Genomic DNA, 18,060 nt, shown 5'->3' with positions numbered 1-18,060 from the left:
CACCCGCGCCGGCGGCCCCCACCGCAGGCACCGAACACCTTCCCCATTCCACTTCGCACTCCGTGCCCACGGGGCACCCTCCCACTCCCAGGAGCCCACCATGACCGCGACCACCACTGTCCAAGCCACCCGCCCCGCACGCCGCAAGACCGACGCTCAACGTCGTAGCCGCCCCACACCGAGCCACCCGACGCCGACTCGTGCGGTTCCGCACAAACCCTCCAAGCCCGTGAACGACGCAGGCTCCGTCACGCGGGGTGCGCCTCTGACGCAGTGGCCCGCCGCCGGCACTGACGCCTCGCGCACCGCCGCCATCGTGGTGACGGCCGCCAGCGAGGTCCTGGCCGGGCTGCGCCCGGTGGACCACCTGGTCCGTTGGACCAGCCCCTCCCTGTTCGAGGCCCTCGCCCGCCGGGCGGGCCTGGCCGCCCGGATCCTGGGAGGCCAGTCGAGCCCGCGACGTCCGCGCATCCGTAGCGTGCGCACCGAGCTGACCATGTCGGGAGCCTGCGAGGCCACTGTCCTGCTGGAGGAGGGCCACCGGGTCCGGGCCGCGGCAGCACGCCTGGAGCTGCTGCGCGAACGCTGGATCCTCACCGGCCTGGAGATGGCGTGATCCCGCCGAACCCCGGTTGGTTGCCGGGTTCCGACGGGATCATCGACAGTCGTGTCAGCTCGCGCTGAGCCTCAGTGCCGGCGCTTCTTCCTGGAGCGACGACGCTCGGCCCGGTTGCCGCCGGAGTCGGCGCCGGAACGAGAGGCCCTGCGAGAGGAGGCCCCGGAGGTCTCCTCCTCGCCGGACTCGCTGGGGCCGGAGTAGGTGACCCGCTGCTCCATGGACGCCTGCCCGGTGTCCCCCAGAACCGTGCCGCGCCCCTGGCCTCCGGCCTGGCCCACGCGGATGCCGGCCGCTGCGGTGGCGTTGGCCTTGGCGACCGCCTGAGCGGCCTCGACGGTGCCGTCCTCGGCGGCGCGCTGGGCGGCGGCGTCGAAGCGGGCGACGTTGGCGAAGATCTGCTCGACGGTCTCCTCGCGGATCCCCTCCATCATCGCCCGGAACATGCGGGCACCCTCGTTGGCGTACTCCACGAGGGGGTCGCGCTGGGCCATGGCCCGCAGACCGATACCCTCCTTGAGGTAGTCCATCTCGTAGAGGTGCTCCCGCCAGCGCTTGTCCACCACGGCCAGCAGGATGCGGCGCTCCAGGGTACGCATGGGGTCCTCGCCGAGCTGGACATGGGCCAGGGCGTTGGCCTCGATGCGGGCCTCGGCGTCCTCGTAGGCCACAGCGACGTCCTCAGTGAGCTCCTCGATGAGGCGCTCCGAGGTCAGTGCGTTCTTGCCGCCCAGCGCCTCGACGACCTCGTCCTGGGTCAGGCCCACCGGGTAGAGGCGGCCGAGCTCTCCCCACAGGGCGTCCAGGTCCCACTCGTCGGGACGGCCCTCGGCCGTGCCGGCCTCGACGATGGAGGTGACGGCCTGGGCTCGGAAGGCCTCGATCTGGGGCTCCAGGTCCTCACCGTCCAGGACCTGACGGCGCTCGGAGTAGACCTTCTCGCGCTGCTCGGTCATGACGTCGTCGTACTTGAGGACGTTCTTGCGGATCTCGTAGTTGCGCGACTCCACCTGGCGCTGGGCCCCGGCGATGCCGCGAGTGACCATCTTGGACTCCAGGGGGACGTCGTCGGGGTAGGCGCCCGAGGACATGATGCGCTGGGCGAGCCCGGAGGCGAACATGCGCATGAGGTCGTCCTCCATGGACAGGTAGAAACGGGACTCGCCCGGGTCCCCCTGACGGCCGGAGCGGCCGCGCAGCTGGTTGTCGATACGCCGCGACTCGTGACGCTCGGTGCCCAGCACGTAGAGGCCACCGAGCTCGACGACCTCGTCATGCTCGGCCCGGCAGGCCTCCTTGGCGGCGGCCAGGGCCTGCGGCCAGGCCTTCTCGTACTCCTCGGCGTTCTCCTCGGGGTCCAGACCGGCCTCCTTGAGGGCGGAGACCGCGATGTGCTCGGCGTTGCCGCCCAGCATGATGTCGGTTCCGCGTCCGGCCATGTTGGTGGCGACGGTGACGGCGCCCTTGCGGCCGGCCATGGCCACGACGGCGGCCTCGCGGGCGTGCTGCTTGGCGTTGAGGACCTCGTGAGGGATGCCCTGCTCGCGCAGACGCTCGGAGAGGATCTCCGACTTCTCCACGCTGGTGGTTCCCACCAGGACCGGCTGGCCGAGCTCGTGGCGCTCGGCGATGTCGTCGACGACGGCGTCGAGCTTGGCCTCGACGGTGGTGTAGACGAGGTCGGGCTGGTCCTGACGGATCATGGGCTTGTTGGTGGGGATCGGGACGACGCCGATCTTGTAGGTGCCGGCGAACTCGGCGGCCTCGGTCTCGGCGGTACCGGTCATGCCCGAGCGCGAGCCCTCGGGGTAGAGGCGGAAGTAGTTCTGGAGAGTGATGGTGGCCAGAGTCTGGTTCTCGGCCTTGATCTCCACACGCTCCTTGGCCTCGATGGCCTGGTGCATGCCCTCGTTGTAGCGGCGGCCGGGCAGGACGCGGCCGGTGTGCTCGTCGACGATGAGGACCTCACCGTCGCGCACGATGTAGTCCTTGTCCCGGTGGAAGAGCTCCTTGGCCTTGATGGCGTTGTTGAGGAAGCCGATCAGGGGGGTGTTCTCCGACTCGTAGAGGTTGTCCACCCCGAGGTAGTCCTCCACCCGCTCGATGCCGGCGGCGAGCACACCCACGGTGCGCTTCTTCTCGTCGACCTCGTAGTCCTTGCCCGCGCGCAGGCGCTCGGAGATCGTGGCGAACTCCTTGTACCACTTGTTGACGTCGCCGCTGGCCGGCCCGGAGATGATGAGCGGGGTACGGGCCTCGTCGATGAGGATGGAGTCGACCTCGTCGACGATGACGAAGGCGTGGCCGCGCTGGACCAGGTCCTCGGGGCGCTGGGCCATGTTGTCGCGCAGGTAGTCGAAGCCGAACTCGTTGTTGGTGCCGTAGGTGATGTCGCAGGCGTACTGCTCACGGCGCTCGGCGGGCGTCTGGCCCACGAGGATGCAGCCGGTGGTCAGCCCCAGGAAGCGGTGGACGCGCCCCATGAGGTCGGACTGGTACTCGGCGAGGTAGTCGTTGACGGTCACGACGTGGACGCCCTTGCCGGTCAGGGCCCGCAGGTAGGAGGGCATCGTGGCCACGAGGGTCTTGCCCTCACCGGTCTTCATCTCGGCGATGTTGCCGCGGTGGAGGGCCGCCCCACCCATGATCTGGACGTGGTAGGGGCGCATGCCCAGGACGCGGTCGGCCGCCTCCACGACCGTGGCGAAGGCCTCGGGCAGCAGGTCGTCGAGGGTCTCCCCGTCCTGGTAGCGCTCCTTGAGCTCATCAGTCATCTCGCGCAGCTCGGCGTCGGAGAGCTCGCTGTACTCGTCGGCGAGAGCCTCCACCTGATCGGCGATGGCATCAAGCTTCTTCAGGGTGCGGCCCTCGCCAATGCGAAGGATCCGGTCCACGATCGACACGCTGCATTCTCCCTTGGGACGTCAGATTGCGAAGAGCGACGATGAGACGCAGGCCGTATCGGTCGAGTCGGCCGACTCGGAATCAAATCGAAATCGACGCGGAATCGGCTCAGGATCGGCTCGGTATCGGCTCAGGTCTCACCGGCTACCTGCCTCCGTACTCTAGTGGACCTCGCTGGGCGGCGGTCTTTCCAGCACCGAGATTCTTCCCACCGAGGACACAGGTGGGGCACGGGGCCACAGGGGACGACGACGACGGCCGTCCCTTCGTGGTGTGGACCGCGAGCGCCGCCAGGAGCGGGAAGGTTCCGCCTGCGTCACAGTGGGGATATGGAGCACCGTCGCCACGAGCCCCGCCGTCCCGCCGCACTCGGCCCGCCACTGGGCCTGTCGGCGGATTTCTCCCCGGCCCTGTCGCTGGGCCTGCCGACCAGCTGTGCGGGCTGTGGGCGCTGGGAGACGGCGCTGTGCCCGCGGTGTCGGGAGCTGCTCGAGGCCGCCCCCTTCGCCGTGGAGCACGCCGATGCCGCCGACGACCTGGACATCTGGGCCCTGGCCTCCTACACCGGCCCGGTGCGCACCATGGTGCTGGGCTGGAAGAACGGTGCCCGGGAGGACCTGTCGGAGGTGATGGCCCGATCCGGTCGGCACCTGGGGCGCCGGTGGGCGCAGGCGCACCCTCCCACAGAGGTCTGGACCGGTTCCACCGGGGACGCGCGGGTGCTGGTCGTGGTCCCCGCGCCCTCCGGGATCGTGCGCCGTCTGCGCGGTCGCCTGGTGGCGGCCCACCTGGCCGACGCCGTCACCCGGGGGATCTGCGCGCAGTGGGCCGGGCAGGAACCCGCAGCGCTCGTGCTGAGCACGGACCTGCTGCGCCGTCGGGGCGGTGGGGCGCACCAGGCGGGCCGATCCGCCCGTCAGCGACGGGGCAACCGCGCCCAGGCTCCGCGCCTGCTGGCCGCCGTCACCGGCCTGCCGATCCTGCTGGTCGACGACGTCGTGACCACCGGGGCCACTCTGGGAGCCTGCGCCCGGGCGCTGCGGGCGGGAGGTGGGCGGGTCCTGGGCGCCCTGGTGCTGAGCGCCGCCCCGCCCCCGGCGCATGCGCGTGCCGCGGTGCCGGCCGGCCCTGGGGTGGTCACCGCAGGCCGCCGCACCCCTGGCCGCATGGATCCGAGGGCCTCCACCTTGTCCGCCTGCGGCGATCAGGAGGCTTCTTCCGGGCGTGACACGCACGAAAGGGAGGCGTGAACAGCCCCACATGGTGTACCTTATGTGGCACAACGCACAGGCGGCTCCCGACGCCGACAAGGACAGTCGACCGGATCCCCGCCTCGGTGCCTGAGGGCCCTCACGAGGTGACCAGGAGGTGATGACACCAGTCCCGAACCCGCCGTGAGACGTGGCGGGTACTTGTCGCACACGGCCCGTCAGGGCCGGCCCACGAGCCTAGAAAGAGGTTCCACCATGGATATCACCGTCGTCGGTCGTAACGCTGAGATCAGCTCTCGCCTGCGCGACTACGTCGAGGACAAGGCCGTCAAGGTTGAGCAGTTCGACCCCCGGGTCCAGCGCGTCGAGGTTGAGGTCACCCACGAGCGCAACCCGCGCCAGGCCGACACCGCCGAGAGAGTGGAGATCACTGTCGTCTCCAAGGGCCCGATCATCCGGGCGGAGGCCTCCTCCTCGGACCGCTTCGCCGCTTTTGATATCGCCATGGGCAAGCTGACCGAGCGCCTTCGCCGGGCCCGGGACCGCAAGAAGGACCACCGTCGTCACACCGTGGCCGCACCGAATGAGGACCTCCAAGCAGCTCCCGGCATGGAGGAGCCCCTGGTCCCCGACACCGGTGACGCGCCGATCGAGGACTCCCCCTCCGCCCCCACCGAGCCGGGTGTCGCCGTTGAGGCGCAGCTCGGCGACTCCCCGGTGATCGTGCGTCAGAAGCTGCACGAGGCCAAGCCGATGACCGTTGACGAGGCCCTCTACCAGATGGAGCTCGTGGGGCACCCCTTCTACCTGTTCATCGAGAAGTCCTCCAAGCAGCCCTGTGCCGTCTACCACCGTCACGGGTGGACCTACGGCGTCATCCGCCTGGACGCCCAGGTGCTGTAGCCCCATCCGGCCCCGCGGCGCGGGGTTGGCCCCTGATATCCGGGTGCTCCACGGTCCTGACCGACCGGGGGCACCCGGAGTCGCGTGTCAGAGGCGCGCGTGTCAGAGGCGTCGGCTCAGGGCAGGGGGAAGGAGGGGTCAGTGACCTCGGCGGTGAGCACCCGCCACATCGCCCCGCGACGCTGCCAGGTCTGCCCATCCTCATCGACGATGAGGAGAGACTCCTCGGAGCGGTCGGAGATGACCGAACGGGCCCGACGCACCCCCACCAGCGTGTTGACCGCCCCGCCGACCTGGACCAGACGCACCTCCGGCACGCCCCCGCCCTCGGTGCCGGCAGCGGCCAGGACGCACACGGCGTTGGGGGCGCACCAGGACAGCCCGCGCGTGCCCGCCCCACTGGCGCGGGGCATCTCCAGGGCCGGCCCCAGCCCGGTGGGACGGCCGTCCTGGTCCCTGATGATGATGGCGACAGCGACCCGCCCGTCGGTTCGCCGCACGGCGATCCGCTCGGACTCCACGGACAGGTCGAAGGCCGCGACCGTGCCGTCCTGCAGCCAGGAGGACTCCAGGGTGGCGCGCTGCCCGGAGCCGTTGACGGCGGTCAGACGCCCCTCGGCCAGCAACCAGGCCCAGCCGTGCCGGTCGCCCATCGGAGCTCCCAGCCCACCGGCGCCCGCGGAGGGATCCCCCACCGAGAGGATGACGCTGGCGGAGTCCTGCCCCCGGGGCAGGCGCAGCAGGCTGGAGGCCGACAGTGCGTAGACGGCCCCGTCGGCCCCTAGGCTCGGGCTACGGGCGTCACTGGTCCCCAGAACCCGGTCACTGGCCAGGGTGACGCGCCTGGCCCCCGTGCCGCGCACGACCGAGCCCTCCGACATCCCCACGATGCCTCCGACCTCGGGGGCCATCGGTGTCAGCTGGGCAGCAGCGCCGAGGTCGACGGTGCCGGCGAGCACCCGCACGTGGTCGATACCGCTGATCTGGATGAGGCTCTGCTCGATCTGGGCCACCATGAGCCCGCGGGCGTCCTCCGAGGCGGGGTCGGAGTCCGCGCTCAGGTGGACGGTGGCGGTGCCGCCCTCGACGACGACCCCCCGCCCCGCCCGCTCGGCGTTTCGCGGGATGAGGCTGGAGGCCCCCTTCGCAAGCCAGTCCGAGGGCCCGGCCAGCAGCCCGGAGACCAGGGAGTCGGCCTGCGAGCTGCGCGGGTACCAGCGCAGCTCGGGGACGAACCTGGACCGGTCCCGGGACAGGAAGGCCAGGGAGCTGACCGCGAAGTTCTGCATGAGTCGGGACAAGGGCAGCAGGATGCCGTGAGGCAGGCCGACGATGCGCCACTGGCCGGTGGAGTTGGTGGCCAGGGAGAACTCGCCGGTATAGGTGCTCCCCTCCGGGGCGGGGGTGAAGACACCCAGGGAGTTGAGCACCCCCACCTGCCCGGAGGTCACCGTGAAGGAGCCGTTGGCCGCCACCGAGACCTGCGGCTCGGTCGACCCGCTATAGGCGCTCACCGTCTCCAGGGGCTTCCACTGCGCGACGGCGTGATCGCTGAGGAACTGCTTGGCGGTGGCGAAGTCGTCGGCGAACCCCGCGATGGTGGCGCGCAGGAAACCGTTGACGATGTCCTCGGCCGAGTCCCCCTCACCCGGCCCGGGAGCGGTCTCGATGAGGGCGTTGGTGTCGGAGGCGGCCACCCCGGAGCGGGTGACGCGGCTGGAGCTCGGAAGCGCCGTGCAGCCGGCCAGCACTCCGGCGGCCGTGGCCGAGAGCAGCCCCAGCGCGCCGCGTCGTGACAATCTGGCCGGAACCGTTCCGAGGATCCCGGTGGGCTCAGTGGGCCCGGTGGGCCCGGTGGGCTCTGCGGACTCGGCGGATCTGCGCCCCTGAGTGGGCGCGTCGCGGTTCATCGGCTGCGTCATCGGCGCCACCCCTCTTCCTCGGCCTCCTCGGGTGTGCGGGTGGCGGGCTCCTGACCGGGAAGGACGACGACGACTCGGCCGACGTCCTCGGTGACCGCGTCGTGGCTCTCCCCGGCCAGGGGGATGTCGCCCAGGACGACGCTCTGGCGGGCCCGGCGGGTGGCGGGCGCGGGCCCCAGGGGGCCGACCGGGGAGAAGGAGGACTCCTCGTCGATGGGGATGCCGGCGCGGGCCACCGCGGGCGCGTCCTGCGGGACGAGCTCGAGGGGGCCGGGGCCGCTGAGCCGGCCGGGACCGCCGTCGGCCCCCTGGGTGCGGGGCAGGACCAGCAGGAAGGAGGAGCCGTCGGCCGGCCACCCCCAGGCCGAGAGGCGCCCGCCGTGCAGACGGGCATCCTCCATGGCGATGGACAGCCCCAGTCCGGTGCCTCCCAGGCTGCGCTTGCGCGAGGGGTCGGCGCGATAGAAGCGGTCGAAGACCTTGGTGACGACGTCGGGGCTCATGCCGATGCCGTGGTCGCGCACCCGCACCGCCACCGCATCGGCATCCACGGCGACGGTGACGTCCATCGGCTTGCCCTCACCGTGCTCGAGCGCGTTGACCACGAGGTTGCGGATGATGCGCTCGACCCTGGTGACGTCGATCTCCGCGGTGGCCGGCTCCTCGGGGAGGTGGAGGCGCAGCTCGGTGCCGGTGGCGTCGAAGTGGAACTGGGTGGTCTCGATGACGGTGTCGACCACCTGGGCGAGGTCGATCTCCTCCAGCCGGAGCTTGACATTCCCGGAGTCGATGCGGGAGATGTCCAGCAGGTCGGTGAGCATGGTCTCGAAGCGGTCCACCGAGCTGGACAGGACCTGGATGCTGCGCAGGGCGAAGGGATCGGAGATCTCCTCGCGCGCGTCCTGGATCTGCTCCGTGGCCAGGCGGATCGAGGCCAGCGGGGTGCGCAGCTCGTGGGAGACGTCGGAGACGAAGAGGCGCTGCACCTTGGACAGGGACTCCAAGCGCTCGATCTGGTCCTCCAGCGAGGTCGCCATGTGGTTGAAGGATCTGGCCAGGGTGGATATCTCGTCCTCCCCCTGGATGCTCAGCCGCTCGGCCAGCAGTCCGGAGGCCAGCCGCTCAGCGGCCCGGGCGGTGTGCCGCACGGGGCTGAGCACCCACCTGGTGAAGGCCCACACCACGACGATGAGGATGGCCAGGAAGCCCAGCCCCCCAATGGTGATGTTGCGCGAGGCCAGGGAGACGATGCGCTGCTCGCTGGCCAGGCTGTAGACGAGGTAGAGGTCGTACTCCCCTGCCAGGGGCAGGCTCACCCGGGTCCCCACGATGAGCCCCGGATCCGTGCCCCCCTCATCGTTGGGAACCGCCACCGACTGCCAGTACTGGGCGCGCGCCCCGCCCTCATCGAGGGCCCGGGTCATCTCAGGGGTGATGAGGGAGCGCAGACGGGTGTCGGTCTCGAGGTCGTTGACGACCGTCGTCGAGGTCTCCTCCTCGTTGCGCAGCATGAGGACCCCCACTCCCCCGGAGGAGGAGATCGAGTCCTTGGCGCCGTTGACCTGCCGCTCGGCGGCGGCTGAGACCTCGTCGACAGTGACTGCCGTGGTCGAGTCGAACTCGGCCTGAGCGACGCTGGCGCGCAACGCGGCATCGGCGAGGATGACGTCACGCTGATCGGCGAACACCTCGGAGCGGATCCGGTCGGTCACGAAGGTCAGCAGCAGCACAATGAGAAGCAGACCAATGACGGTGGCGGTGCACACCATGCGCACCTCGAGGCTGCGGCGCAGCAGCCCCGGCAGAGGCAGACGCCGAACCAGCCGCTCCTCCGCGGTGCCCACCGATGACCCCATCGACGTGCCCCCTGAATTACGCATCGGGTTCATTGTATGGCGCCCGATGCGCCGTCGCTCACGCGGATTCGCCGACCCTGTAGCCGACACCGCGCACCGTCACCACGATCGAGGGACGCTCGGGGTCCTTCTCGATCTTGGCCCGCAGGCGCTGAACGTGAACATTGACCAGTCGGGTGTCGGCCGGGTGCTGGTAACCCCACACCTGGCTGAGGAGCTCCTCACGGGTGAAGACCTTCCACGGCGACCGGGCCAGAGTCACCAGCAGCTCGAACTCCAGCGGCGTCAGGGAGATGACCGACTCGCCGCGCTTGACCTGGTGACCGGCGACGTCGATGTCGAGGTCCCCGGCACGCACGTGCTCGGCCGCACCGGGGTTGGTGCGACGCAGGCGGGTGGAGACACGGGCCAGCAGCTCCTTGGACTTGAAGGGCTTGGTCACATAGTCGTCCGCACCGGCCTCAAGACCGGCGACAACGTCCTGGGTGTCGGTGCGCGCGGTCAGCATGATGATCGGCACGTCGGACTCGGAGCGGATGAGCCGGCAGATCTCGACGCCGTCGAGCCCGGGAAGCATGAGGTCGAGCAGGACCAGATCGGGGTTGACCTCGTGGAAGGCGTCCAGGGCTTTGGCCCCGTCATGACAAAGTGTGGGCGTGTAGCTCTCCGACTCCAGCATGATGCCGATCATCTCGGCCAGGGATGCATCGTCGTCGACGACCAGAATGCGCGTGCTCATAGCCCGTATCTTGGCATGAGCCCCAGGACCCGAGGGACACCCGGACCACCGAGGTGGCGCCCACAGTTTCTCCAGGAAATTAAGAGAATCCCCTCAGTTACGGGAAAAACCGGCGTCATCGCGCCCAGAAGCCGGGATTATTGCGGCCGAACCGTGATCTTCGCTGCGCCCCCTGAACCTGGCTCAGGGCACACGCAGAGCTCCAGAGGCACGATTTCCTCCTCCAGGGGGAGGGCCAGATGACGGCCGGACATGACAGCATGGGCTTATGAGTACCGACTTCCCCCCTGACGGCAGCGGTCCGAGCGGAGAGCCGGACCGCGAGGCTCACGGCACCTCCGGCAGCGACTTCGTCGGAGGCGATCAGGACGGATGGCAGGCCCCCGACGCCGGCGCCTTCACAGGAGCTCCCTCCTACCCGGCTCCGGGCTCAGCAGCGGGACCCCAGTACCCCGGCTACGGCGGCTACCAGACGCCACCGGTGGGCCAGCCGGGCTACGCAGGCGGCTCAGTCCCCGGAAGCGCCCCCTATCCCGGAGCACCGGGGTACCCGGGAGCTCCCGGCGGCCCCGGATACCCGGGCTACGGCGGCTACACGTCGGCACTTGCCCCCAAGCCCTCGATCATCCCCCTGCGGCCGCTGTCCATCGGAGAGATCCTCGGGGGAGCCTTCGAGTCCCTGCGCGCCAACCCCAAGGCCATGTTCGTACCCTCGCTGGTGGTGATGAGCGTTGTGGGGCTCTTGTCCGCCGGCAGCTTCGCCCTGTTCCTGTCCCGGCTCGGCCTGCCGAACCTGACGTCCGGGAAGGTTGAGCTCTCCGACGCCGACCTGGACAAGATCGGGGCATCGTTGGTGGGCCTGCTCGTCCAGCTCGGCGTGACCAGCGTGCTGAGCATGATGGCCACCTCGATCATTATCGGCCTGCTCATCGTGACCGTCTCACGCACCATTCTGGGCCGCAAGGCGTCCCTCGGCGACGTGTGGCAGCGCACCCGGCCGCGAGTGTGGGCGCTCATCGGCCAGACGCTCCTCATCGAGCTCATCCTCGCCGTCATCACCGCCGTCTTCGCCGCAGTCGCCGTCGGCATCGGCTGGGCCCTCCTGGGGAACGTCATTGCCAACGGGGCCGCTGAGGACTCCGCCGGGACCATCATCCTCGCCATCCTGGCGATCCTGGCGGTGATCGCCGTGCTCGGGCTGGCGATCTTCGCGCTGATGTGCAAGCTGTGTCTGGCGCCGGCGGCACTGGTCCTGGAGAACATCGGCGTCATGGAGGGGATCTCCCGCTCCTGGACCCTCACGCGGGGTTACTTCTGGCGGATCTTCGGCATCCGCCTGCTCTCCTTCATCATCGTCTTCTTCGCCTCCCAGATCGTGTCCCAGGGCGTGTCCATCGTCATGCAGGGGCTCCTCTACGCCGCCCCGGACATGACCCTCGCGATCCTGGTGGCATCGACGCTTCTCAGCAGTCTCGTCCAGGCCGCGATCCTGCCCTTCGACTCCGCCGTGGTCGCGCTCATGTACACCGACCTGCGGATGCGCTCCGAGGGCCTGGACGTCGAGCTGCGTCACGCCGCCGGAGTATGAGCCGGCCGTGACACCTCTCAGGACGATCAGCGCGCAGGCCCCGGCGACCCCCGACGCCGACGAGGCCCGGCGCGCCGCGGGTAGGGAGCTCTCCCGTCCGATCTACCACGACCATCACGATCTGTGGGACCGGATCTGGAGCTGGCTCAGGGGGCTCTTCGATGTCGGCAGCATGGTCCCCGGGGTTCCCTCCTGGGTGTCCACGCTCATCGTGGTTCTCGTCGTCGCCGCCGGTATCGCGCTGCTGACCCTCCTGCTGACCAGGCTGTCCTCGGCCCGCCGGGTGGCGACGCCGCCGTCGCTGTCGGTCTTCACCGACGACCGCGATGCCGACGCTCTGACCCGAGCCGCGGACACGGCGGCCGCGCAGGCCGACTTCACCACCGCCGTCGTCGAACGCTTCCGCGCCATCATCCGCTCCCTCGATGAGCGCGGGATCATTGACGAGTACCCGGGCATGACGGCCCTGGAGGCGGCCACACTCACCCGCCAGGCCCTCGGCGAGCACGGGGTCGTGGCCGCGCTGTACGAGGCCGCCCACCTGTTCGACGCCGTCCTCTACGGTCGAGTGGTCTCCACCAGCGCCCAGGACCAGCAGATGCGCGAGCTCGCCGATCAGATGACCACGGTCCGCCTCCCCAGCGGACACGCCCTCGTCGGCGCCTCCGCCCACGCCCCGGGGACGCCGGCATGAGCACCCCCACGACGACGTCGCAGCCCCCGCCTCCCCCGGACTCCCCTCTCGAGGCCGCCCCGCCCCAGGTGACGGGTCCGCGCTGGTCCCGGCGCTGGCGCCGGTGGCGCCCAGGAGTCATCGCGGTGGCCCTCATGCTCATCCCCGTCCTGGTGACCGTGTGGACTCGGACCATCACCTCCACGACGCCGCTGGCCATCGACAACCCCAAGGACTGGGGAACCATGGCGCTCGCCGAGCTGCTGCGCGACGAGGGGATCTCCGTGAGCAAGGCCGGCAGCCTCTCCCAGGCCGTGGACGCCGGCCGCCAGGGCGCAACCATCGCCGTGGTCAACGCCGACCGGCTCAGCAACCAGGACCGGCGGGCCCTGGCCGAGTCGGGCGGCGACGTCGTCGTCGTCGGAGCCGAGAGCGGCAGCGACGCCCTGGCGGGGCTGACGGGCATGACCGCCAAGGGCACCGCGGCAGCGGCCTCCTCCACCCGGGCGCCACAGTGCAACGACGCCGATGCCCAGGCCGCCCGGAGCCTGGCCGGCACGCGCGCCTCGGTGTCCCTGCAGGGCGATGGCGACGCCGTCGGCTGCTTCCCGGTGGGCGAGGACCGTTACGCCTATGCCACCGACTCCCTGCCCAGCGGTGCCACGCTGCGGGTCCTGCCCGATCCCGCGCCGGTGACCAACGTTCACCTGGCCCAGGAGGGGCACGCAGCCTTGGGAGTGCGCGCACTGGGCCACCACAGCCGCGTGCTGTGGTTGGACGCAGAGCACATGGAGGCGCCCTCCGTGTGGAACTCCTCCTCCACTCCCCCTTGGCTTCCGGTCCTCATCTTCCAGCTCCTCGTCATCGCCGGCGTGCTGGCGATCGTCCAGGGGCGTCGCTTCGGCGGCATCGTGAGCGAGGACCTGCCCGTCGTCGTGCGCTCCATCGAGACCACGGTGGCCCGCGGACGTCTCTACCGTCAGGGCTCGGACCGGCCCCGTGCGGCCCAGGCCCTGCGCTCGGGTGCCGCGCTGCGTCTGGGCGCCACCCTGGGCCTGCCCCCCGGGACCTCGCGCCGTGACGTCATCGCCGCCGTCTCCCTGGCCTCGGGCATCGCCCCGGCCACGGTGGACTCTCTTCTTTACGGCCCGCCGCCAACCAGCGACAACGCCCTGGCCACCCTGGCAGTTCAGCTCGACCAACTCGAGAGCGAGGTTCACTCCACATGAGCACGGACAGCACCGACCCCACCCGCACCCCGGGCATCGCAGGTGACGCGGATACCGGCGCACCCCACTCCCAGGCCCCCGATGGCCCGGACGCCTCGGGAACCCACAGCGCCCCACAGGTCTCACCGCCCTCCCCCCGCGGGGAGGACGGCTCCGACCCGCGCAGGCGCCTGGTGGCCGTGCGCAGCGAGGTGGGCAAGGCCGTCGTCGGTCAGGAGGCAGCTGTGACCGGGCTGGTCATCGCCCTGCTCGCCGGCGGGCACGTCCTGCTCGAGGGGGTTCCCGGCGTGGCCAAGACCCTCCTGGTGCGGTCGCTGGCCACCGCGCTGGATCTGGAGACCAAACGCATCCAGTTCACCCCCGACCTCATGCCCGGGGACGTCACCGGCTCACTCATCTACGACTCCCGCAGCGCCCAGTTCTCCTTCCGGGCCGGTCCCGTCTTCACCAACCTCCTGCTGGCCGACGAGATCAACCGCACCCCGCCCAAGACGCAGTCGGCGCTGTTGGAGGCCATGGAGGAGCGTCAGGTCTCCATCGACGGCGAGCCCCGGGCCCTGCCGGATCCGTTCATGGTGATCGCCACCCAGAACCCGGTGGAGTACGAGGGGACCTACCCGCTGCCCGAGGCCCAGCTGGACCGTTTCCTGCTCAAGCTGGTGCTGCCCCTGCCCGAGCGGGCCCAGGAGATCGAGGTGCTCTCCCGCCACACCTCAGGATTCGATCCGCGCGACCTGCTCTCGGCGGGGCTGCGGGCCGTCGCCGGGGTCCAGGAACTGGCTCAGGCCCGGGCCCAGGTGAGCACGGTCGGAGTCACGCCGGAGGTGCTGGCCTACGCGGTGGATCTCGTGCGCGCCACCCGCTCCATGCCCTCGGTGGCCCTGGGGGTCTCACCGCGTGGGGCCACGGCGCTCCTGGCCGCGTCACGGGCCTGGGCCTGGCTCGCCGGCAGGTCCTTCGTCACTCCCGATGACATCAAGGCACTGGCGCTTCCGGCTCTGCGCCATCGCATCAAGCTGCACGCCGAGGCCGAGATGGAGGGCATCACCCCTCAGTCCGTCATCGAGGCCGTGCTGCGAACCGTGCCGGTCCCGCGCTGAGGCATCGGCCGCCGAAGACCACGAGCACAGAACCGATCAGCTGACCGACTCACGACAGGAGTGGCATGTTCCTGACGATGCGCGCCGTATGGGCGATGCTTGCGGGGATCGCCCTGGTCCTCATCGCGCCGCGCCCGGCCACCGTGCTGGCCTGGGCCGGCGTGGTCATGGTCCTCGTCGTGATCGACGTGGTGAGCGCCCCCTCGCCCGCAGTGCTGCGGGCCTCGCGCTCCGTGAGCCACGGCGTGCGGCTGGGCGAGTCGATCACTGCGACACTGACGCTCACCAACACCGGTCGGCGCACGGCCCGCCTCCTGCTGCGCGATGCCTGGCCCCCCAGCGCCGGGGCGACCCACGATCGCGGGGCGATGACGCTCCCCCCGGCCCAGCGCCGTCGTCATTCCACGGTGCTCACGCCCCGACGCCGGGGGGAGCGTCAGGCGGGGCCACTGACTGTCAGGGTGATGGGTCCCCTGGGCATCGCGGGGCGGCAGGCGTCATTGGAGGTCCCTGCCTCCGTCCGGGTCCTGCCGGCCTTCCGCTCGCGCCGCCACCTGCACTCGCGCCTGGCCCGGCTGCGGGAGATGGACGGACGCAGCGCCGTCATGGTGCGCGGGGAGGGGACCGAGTTCGACTCCCTGCGCGAGTACGTCGTCGGAGACGACGTGCGCTCCATCGACTGGCGCTCCACTGCCCGCCGGGGCGAGGTGCTGGTACGCACCTGGCGCCCGGAGCGCGATCGGAGGGTTCTCGTCATCATCGACTCGGGTCGACTGTCCGCTGCCCGGCTGGGGGACGCCCCCAGGCTCGACGCCCAGATCGAGGCCACCCTGCTGCTGGCGGCCCTGGCCTCCCGCGCCGGCGACCGGGTCGACGTCCTGGCCATGGACGACGCCGTGCGCGCACAGGTGCGGGGCAGCGCCGGACCGGTGCTCATGACCGAGCTGGCCGAGCACCTGACCGATGTGGAGCCGCGCCTGACCGAGCTCGACTGGACCCTCGTGGCCTCTCTGGTGCGCACCACGCTCTCGCAGCGCGCACTGGTGGTGGTCATCTCCGCCCTGGACGGCAGCGCCGGGGACGCGACGATGATTCGGACGCTGGCGGCTCTGGCCCGGGAGCACACGGTTGTTCTCGCCTCGGCCCTGGACCCCGAGCTGGAGGAGCTCAGGTCGACGCGTGACGACACCGACTCGGTGTACGTGGCCGCCTCCGCGGAGAAGGACCTGGTGGAGATGCACGCCGTGCGCCGCCGCCTGAGTCGCGGCGGGGTGGAGGTCGTGGAGGCACCCGACCAGGGGCTTGCTCCGGCACTGGCCGACTGCTACCTGGACCTCAAGGCCGCGGGGCGTCTATGAGGCGCACTGCGACGACGCCCGGTTCAGCCGGCCTCGGGCTGGACGTAGCCGGCCTCATCCTCCTCGAGGTCACCCGTGGACCCTGCGGCGACGGCGGAGCGGCCCAGAATGAGGGTGTATGCCCACAGCAGTGCCAACGCACCGGCTCCGATGGCGATCTTGACCAACCAGGGGATGGGGGCCGGAGTCACGAAGGCCTCGATGAGTCCGGCGACCGCCAGGGCTGCGGTCAGGCCCACGGCCACCGTGATGAGGGCCCGTCCCTCGGCGGCCAGCGCGGCCGTGCGGCTGCGCCGGCCGGGGACCAGCATGGTCCAGAAGAGCTTGAGTCCGGCCGCGCCGGCGACGAAGATGCAGGTCAGCTCCAGCAGGCCGTGCGGCGAGATGAGCGAGAGGAACACGCCGAGCATGTCGTGGTCGGCCATGATCGCCCCGGCCTGTCCCACGCCGACGGCGTTCTGGTACAGCATGTAGAGCGGCAGGAACCCCGTGATCCCTCCGGCCACGCAGATCGCTGCGATACGGGCGTTATTCGTCCACACCGCAGCGGCGAAGTCGGGGGCGGAGTACGTGGAGTAGTAGGACTCGAAGGCCTCATGGGCGTAGGTGTCCAGCTTCTCGGGGGTGCCCAGAGCGGCCATGGCCTCCGGACTGCGCAGGGTCCACGCCCCCACCACCAGCGCCAGGGCGATCTCGGCAACCATGACCCCGCAGGTCCACCACCGGATGCGGTACAGGGCCGCCGGCACGGACTGGAGAACAAAGCGGCGCACCGAACGGCTCCTCACCTCCCGTGTTCCGGTCAGGCGGCCGCGAGCCGCGGCCACTCGGGAGGACAGCTCGGCGATGAGCTGCGGATCCGGCGCGGCCGAGCGCACCCGCGACAGATGACGGGCGCAGGTGCGGTAGAGAGCCACGAGCTCATCGGTCTCAGCCCCGCTGAGGTGGCCGCGCCCCACGAGCACATCGAGACGTTCCCACTGATCGCGGTGCGCCGCGGAGAAAGCATCAAGATCCACGCAAGGAGTCTGTCATGACTGCCGCATCCCCTACATCCTCCGAGCGGATGATCGAGCCCGAGCTGCTCATCACCGGGGAGGCGGTCGCCCTGGAGATCACCCCGGCGACGGTCGCCAATCGCATCACCTCGGGACTCATCGACTACGCCGTCTATGCCCTGGGGGCAGGACTGTCCGTGGTCGTGGTGCTGGTGCTGGCCATCTCCACGGGCTCGGAGTTCCAAGAGAATCTCGCGTTGACCCGGGCGATGCTGTCCCTGGCCCTCCTCGCCTGGATGGTCGTCATCCCTCTGCTCGTCGAGCTCCTCAGCGGGGGCCGGAGCCTGGGCCGCATGGTGACCGGGGCCCGGGTGGTGCGCGACGACGGCGGTACCGTCAGGCTGCGCCACTGCCTGGTGCGCACGCTGCTGGCCGTCGTCGAGATCTGGGGCACCTGGGCCGTACCGGCCCTGTGCGCCAGCATCGTCTCCAAGCGGGGGAAGCGGTTCGGGGACATGCTGGCCGGCACCTACGTGGTTCGAGAGCATCACCGCTCCCACATGGCGCCACCGCTGCTGATGCCCCCCGAGCTGGCTCAGTGGGCGGCGGGCACGGACCTGCGCGCCCTGCCCGGGAACCTGAGCCTGACGGCGCGCACCTTCCTGCAGCGCGCCTCCTCCCCCGTGCCCTCCTCCCGCCACCAGCTGGGACTCGAGCTGGCTTCTCAGGTCCAGGGATACGTCTCTCCCCCGCCTCCCGCCGGCACGCACCCCGAACGGTTCCTTGCCGCGGTTCTCACCGAGCGCCGTAACCGTGAGCTGGTGCTGGAGAGCCGCGACCGCCGGCTGGAGGAGGACGTGCTGCGGGACATGGCCCGCCCGCCCTATGGGGTGGGCGGAGAGACCCGACGGCGTTGAACCACCCCGGGCTCGGCCCCACGACGGGCCACCCGGGTCGCAGCGG

At 70.6% G+C, this 18,060-nt stretch carries 14 protein-coding genes; 9 read left to right on the top strand and 5 right to left on the bottom strand.

The window, feature by feature from the left end; translation table 11 throughout:
• Nucleotides 1-100: 100 nt before the first annotated feature.
• Entirely contained in the window at nt 101-616 is a 516-nt protein-coding gene (locus FK267_RS06270; protein WP_141406634.1) for an Rv3235 family protein, read from the top strand.
• A 71-nt stretch (nt 617-687) separates the two neighbouring features.
• Here the strand turns inward: FK267_RS06270 and secA are convergent, their stop codons facing one another.
• The gene (secA, locus tag FK267_RS06265) at nt 688-3,519 is read right to left on the bottom strand and encodes a preprotein translocase subunit SecA (protein WP_003786982.1); all 2,832 of its coding nucleotides are present in this window, start codon (nt 3,517-3,519) and stop codon (nt 688-690) included.
• A gap of 330 nt (nt 3,520-3,849) precedes the next feature.
• On the opposite strand from secA, the gene FK267_RS06260 reads away from it, so the two are divergent.
• Nucleotides 3,850-4,770: a ComF family protein gene (locus tag FK267_RS06260; protein WP_141406633.1), complete on the top strand. Its 921-nt coding sequence runs from the start codon at nt 3,850-3,852 to the stop codon at nt 4,768-4,770.
• A 216-nt stretch (nt 4,771-4,986) separates the two neighbouring features.
• Nucleotides 4,987-5,634 (top strand): ribosome hibernation-promoting factor, HPF/YfiA family, encoded by a 648-nt coding sequence (gene hpf / locus FK267_RS06255; protein ID WP_141406632.1) that lies wholly within the window; start codon nt 4,987-4,989, stop codon nt 5,632-5,634.
• A gap of 116 nt (nt 5,635-5,750) precedes the next feature.
• Here the strand turns inward: hpf and FK267_RS06250 are convergent, their stop codons facing one another.
• Genes FK267_RS06250 through mtrA form a run of 3 tightly spaced genes read right to left on the bottom strand, consistent with a single transcriptional unit; the run spans nt 5,751 to nt 10,151 of the window.
• A complete protein-coding gene (locus tag FK267_RS06250; protein ID WP_141406631.1) occupies nt 5,751-7,556 on the bottom strand; it encodes an LpqB family beta-propeller domain-containing protein in 1,806 nt (601 codons plus the stop codon).
• Nucleotides 7,553-9,436, bottom strand: a complete 1,884-nt coding sequence (gene mtrB / locus FK267_RS06245; RefSeq protein ID WP_141406630.1) for an MtrAB system histidine kinase MtrB — start codon at nt 9,434-9,436, stop codon at nt 7,553-7,555. The genes FK267_RS06250 and mtrB overlap by 4 nt, the downstream gene beginning before the upstream one ends.
• A gap of 34 nt (nt 9,437-9,470) precedes the next feature.
• The gene (gene mtrA / locus FK267_RS06240; protein WP_003786992.1) at nt 9,471-10,151 is read right to left on the bottom strand and encodes an MtrAB system response regulator MtrA; all 681 of its coding nucleotides are present in this window, start codon (nt 10,149-10,151) and stop codon (nt 9,471-9,473) included.
• Nucleotides 10,152-10,419: 268 nt separating this feature from the next.
• Here mtrA and FK267_RS06235 point away from each other — a divergent pair, with 268 nt between their 5' ends.
• The 5 genes from FK267_RS06235 to FK267_RS06215 all read left to right on the top strand — a co-directional run bounded on the left by FK267_RS06235 (nt 10,420) and on the right by FK267_RS06215 (nt 16,099).
• Nucleotides 10,420-11,739 carry a DUF7847 domain-containing protein gene (locus FK267_RS06235; protein ID WP_141406629.1) on the top strand — a complete coding sequence of 440 codons (1,320 nt, stop codon included), beginning with the start codon at nt 10,420-10,422 and terminating at the stop codon, nt 11,737-11,739.
• A 7-nt stretch (nt 11,740-11,746) separates the two neighbouring features.
• Complete coding sequence (locus tag FK267_RS06230) at nt 11,747-12,433, top strand: DUF4129 domain-containing protein (RefSeq protein WP_141406628.1); 687 nt, start codon at nt 11,747-11,749, stop codon at nt 12,431-12,433.
• On the top strand, nt 12,430-13,641 hold the full coding sequence (locus FK267_RS06225; protein WP_141406627.1) for a DUF4350 domain-containing protein: 1,212 nt from the start codon (nt 12,430-12,432) through the stop codon (nt 13,639-13,641). The genes FK267_RS06230 and FK267_RS06225 overlap by 4 nt, the downstream gene beginning before the upstream one ends.
• On the top strand, nt 13,638-14,741 hold the full coding sequence (locus FK267_RS06220) for an AAA family ATPase (RefSeq protein ID WP_141406626.1): 1,104 nt from the start codon (nt 13,638-13,640) through the stop codon (nt 14,739-14,741). The genes FK267_RS06225 and FK267_RS06220 overlap by 4 nt, the downstream gene beginning before the upstream one ends.
• Nucleotides 14,742-14,806: 65 nt before the next feature.
• Nucleotides 14,807-16,099: a DUF58 domain-containing protein gene (locus tag FK267_RS06215; protein WP_141406625.1), complete on the top strand. Its 1,293-nt coding sequence runs from the start codon at nt 14,807-14,809 to the stop codon at nt 16,097-16,099.
• Between the two features lie 23 nt (nt 16,100-16,122).
• On the opposite strand, the gene FK267_RS06210 is transcribed toward FK267_RS06215, so the two are convergent.
• Nucleotides 16,123-17,118: a stage II sporulation protein M gene (locus tag FK267_RS06210; protein ID WP_075378577.1), complete on the bottom strand. Its 996-nt coding sequence runs from the start codon at nt 17,116-17,118 to the stop codon at nt 16,123-16,125.
• Nucleotides 17,119-17,132: 14 nt separating this feature from the next.
• On the opposite strand from FK267_RS06210, the gene FK267_RS06205 reads away from it, so the two are divergent.
• On the top strand, nt 17,133-18,014 hold the full coding sequence (locus tag FK267_RS06205) for an RDD family protein (protein WP_141406624.1): 882 nt from the start codon (nt 17,133-17,135) through the stop codon (nt 18,012-18,014).
• Nucleotides 18,015-18,060: the final 46 nt, after the last annotated feature.

Origin of the sequence: Actinomyces oris (assembly GCF_006546825.1) — a bacterium.
GTDB classification, from domain to species: domain Bacteria; phylum Actinomycetota; class Actinomycetes; order Actinomycetales; family Actinomycetaceae; genus Actinomyces; species Actinomyces oris.
The sequence above is the reverse complement of the archived record's forward strand: the minus strand, read 5'-3'. Positions and strand labels throughout refer to the sequence as shown.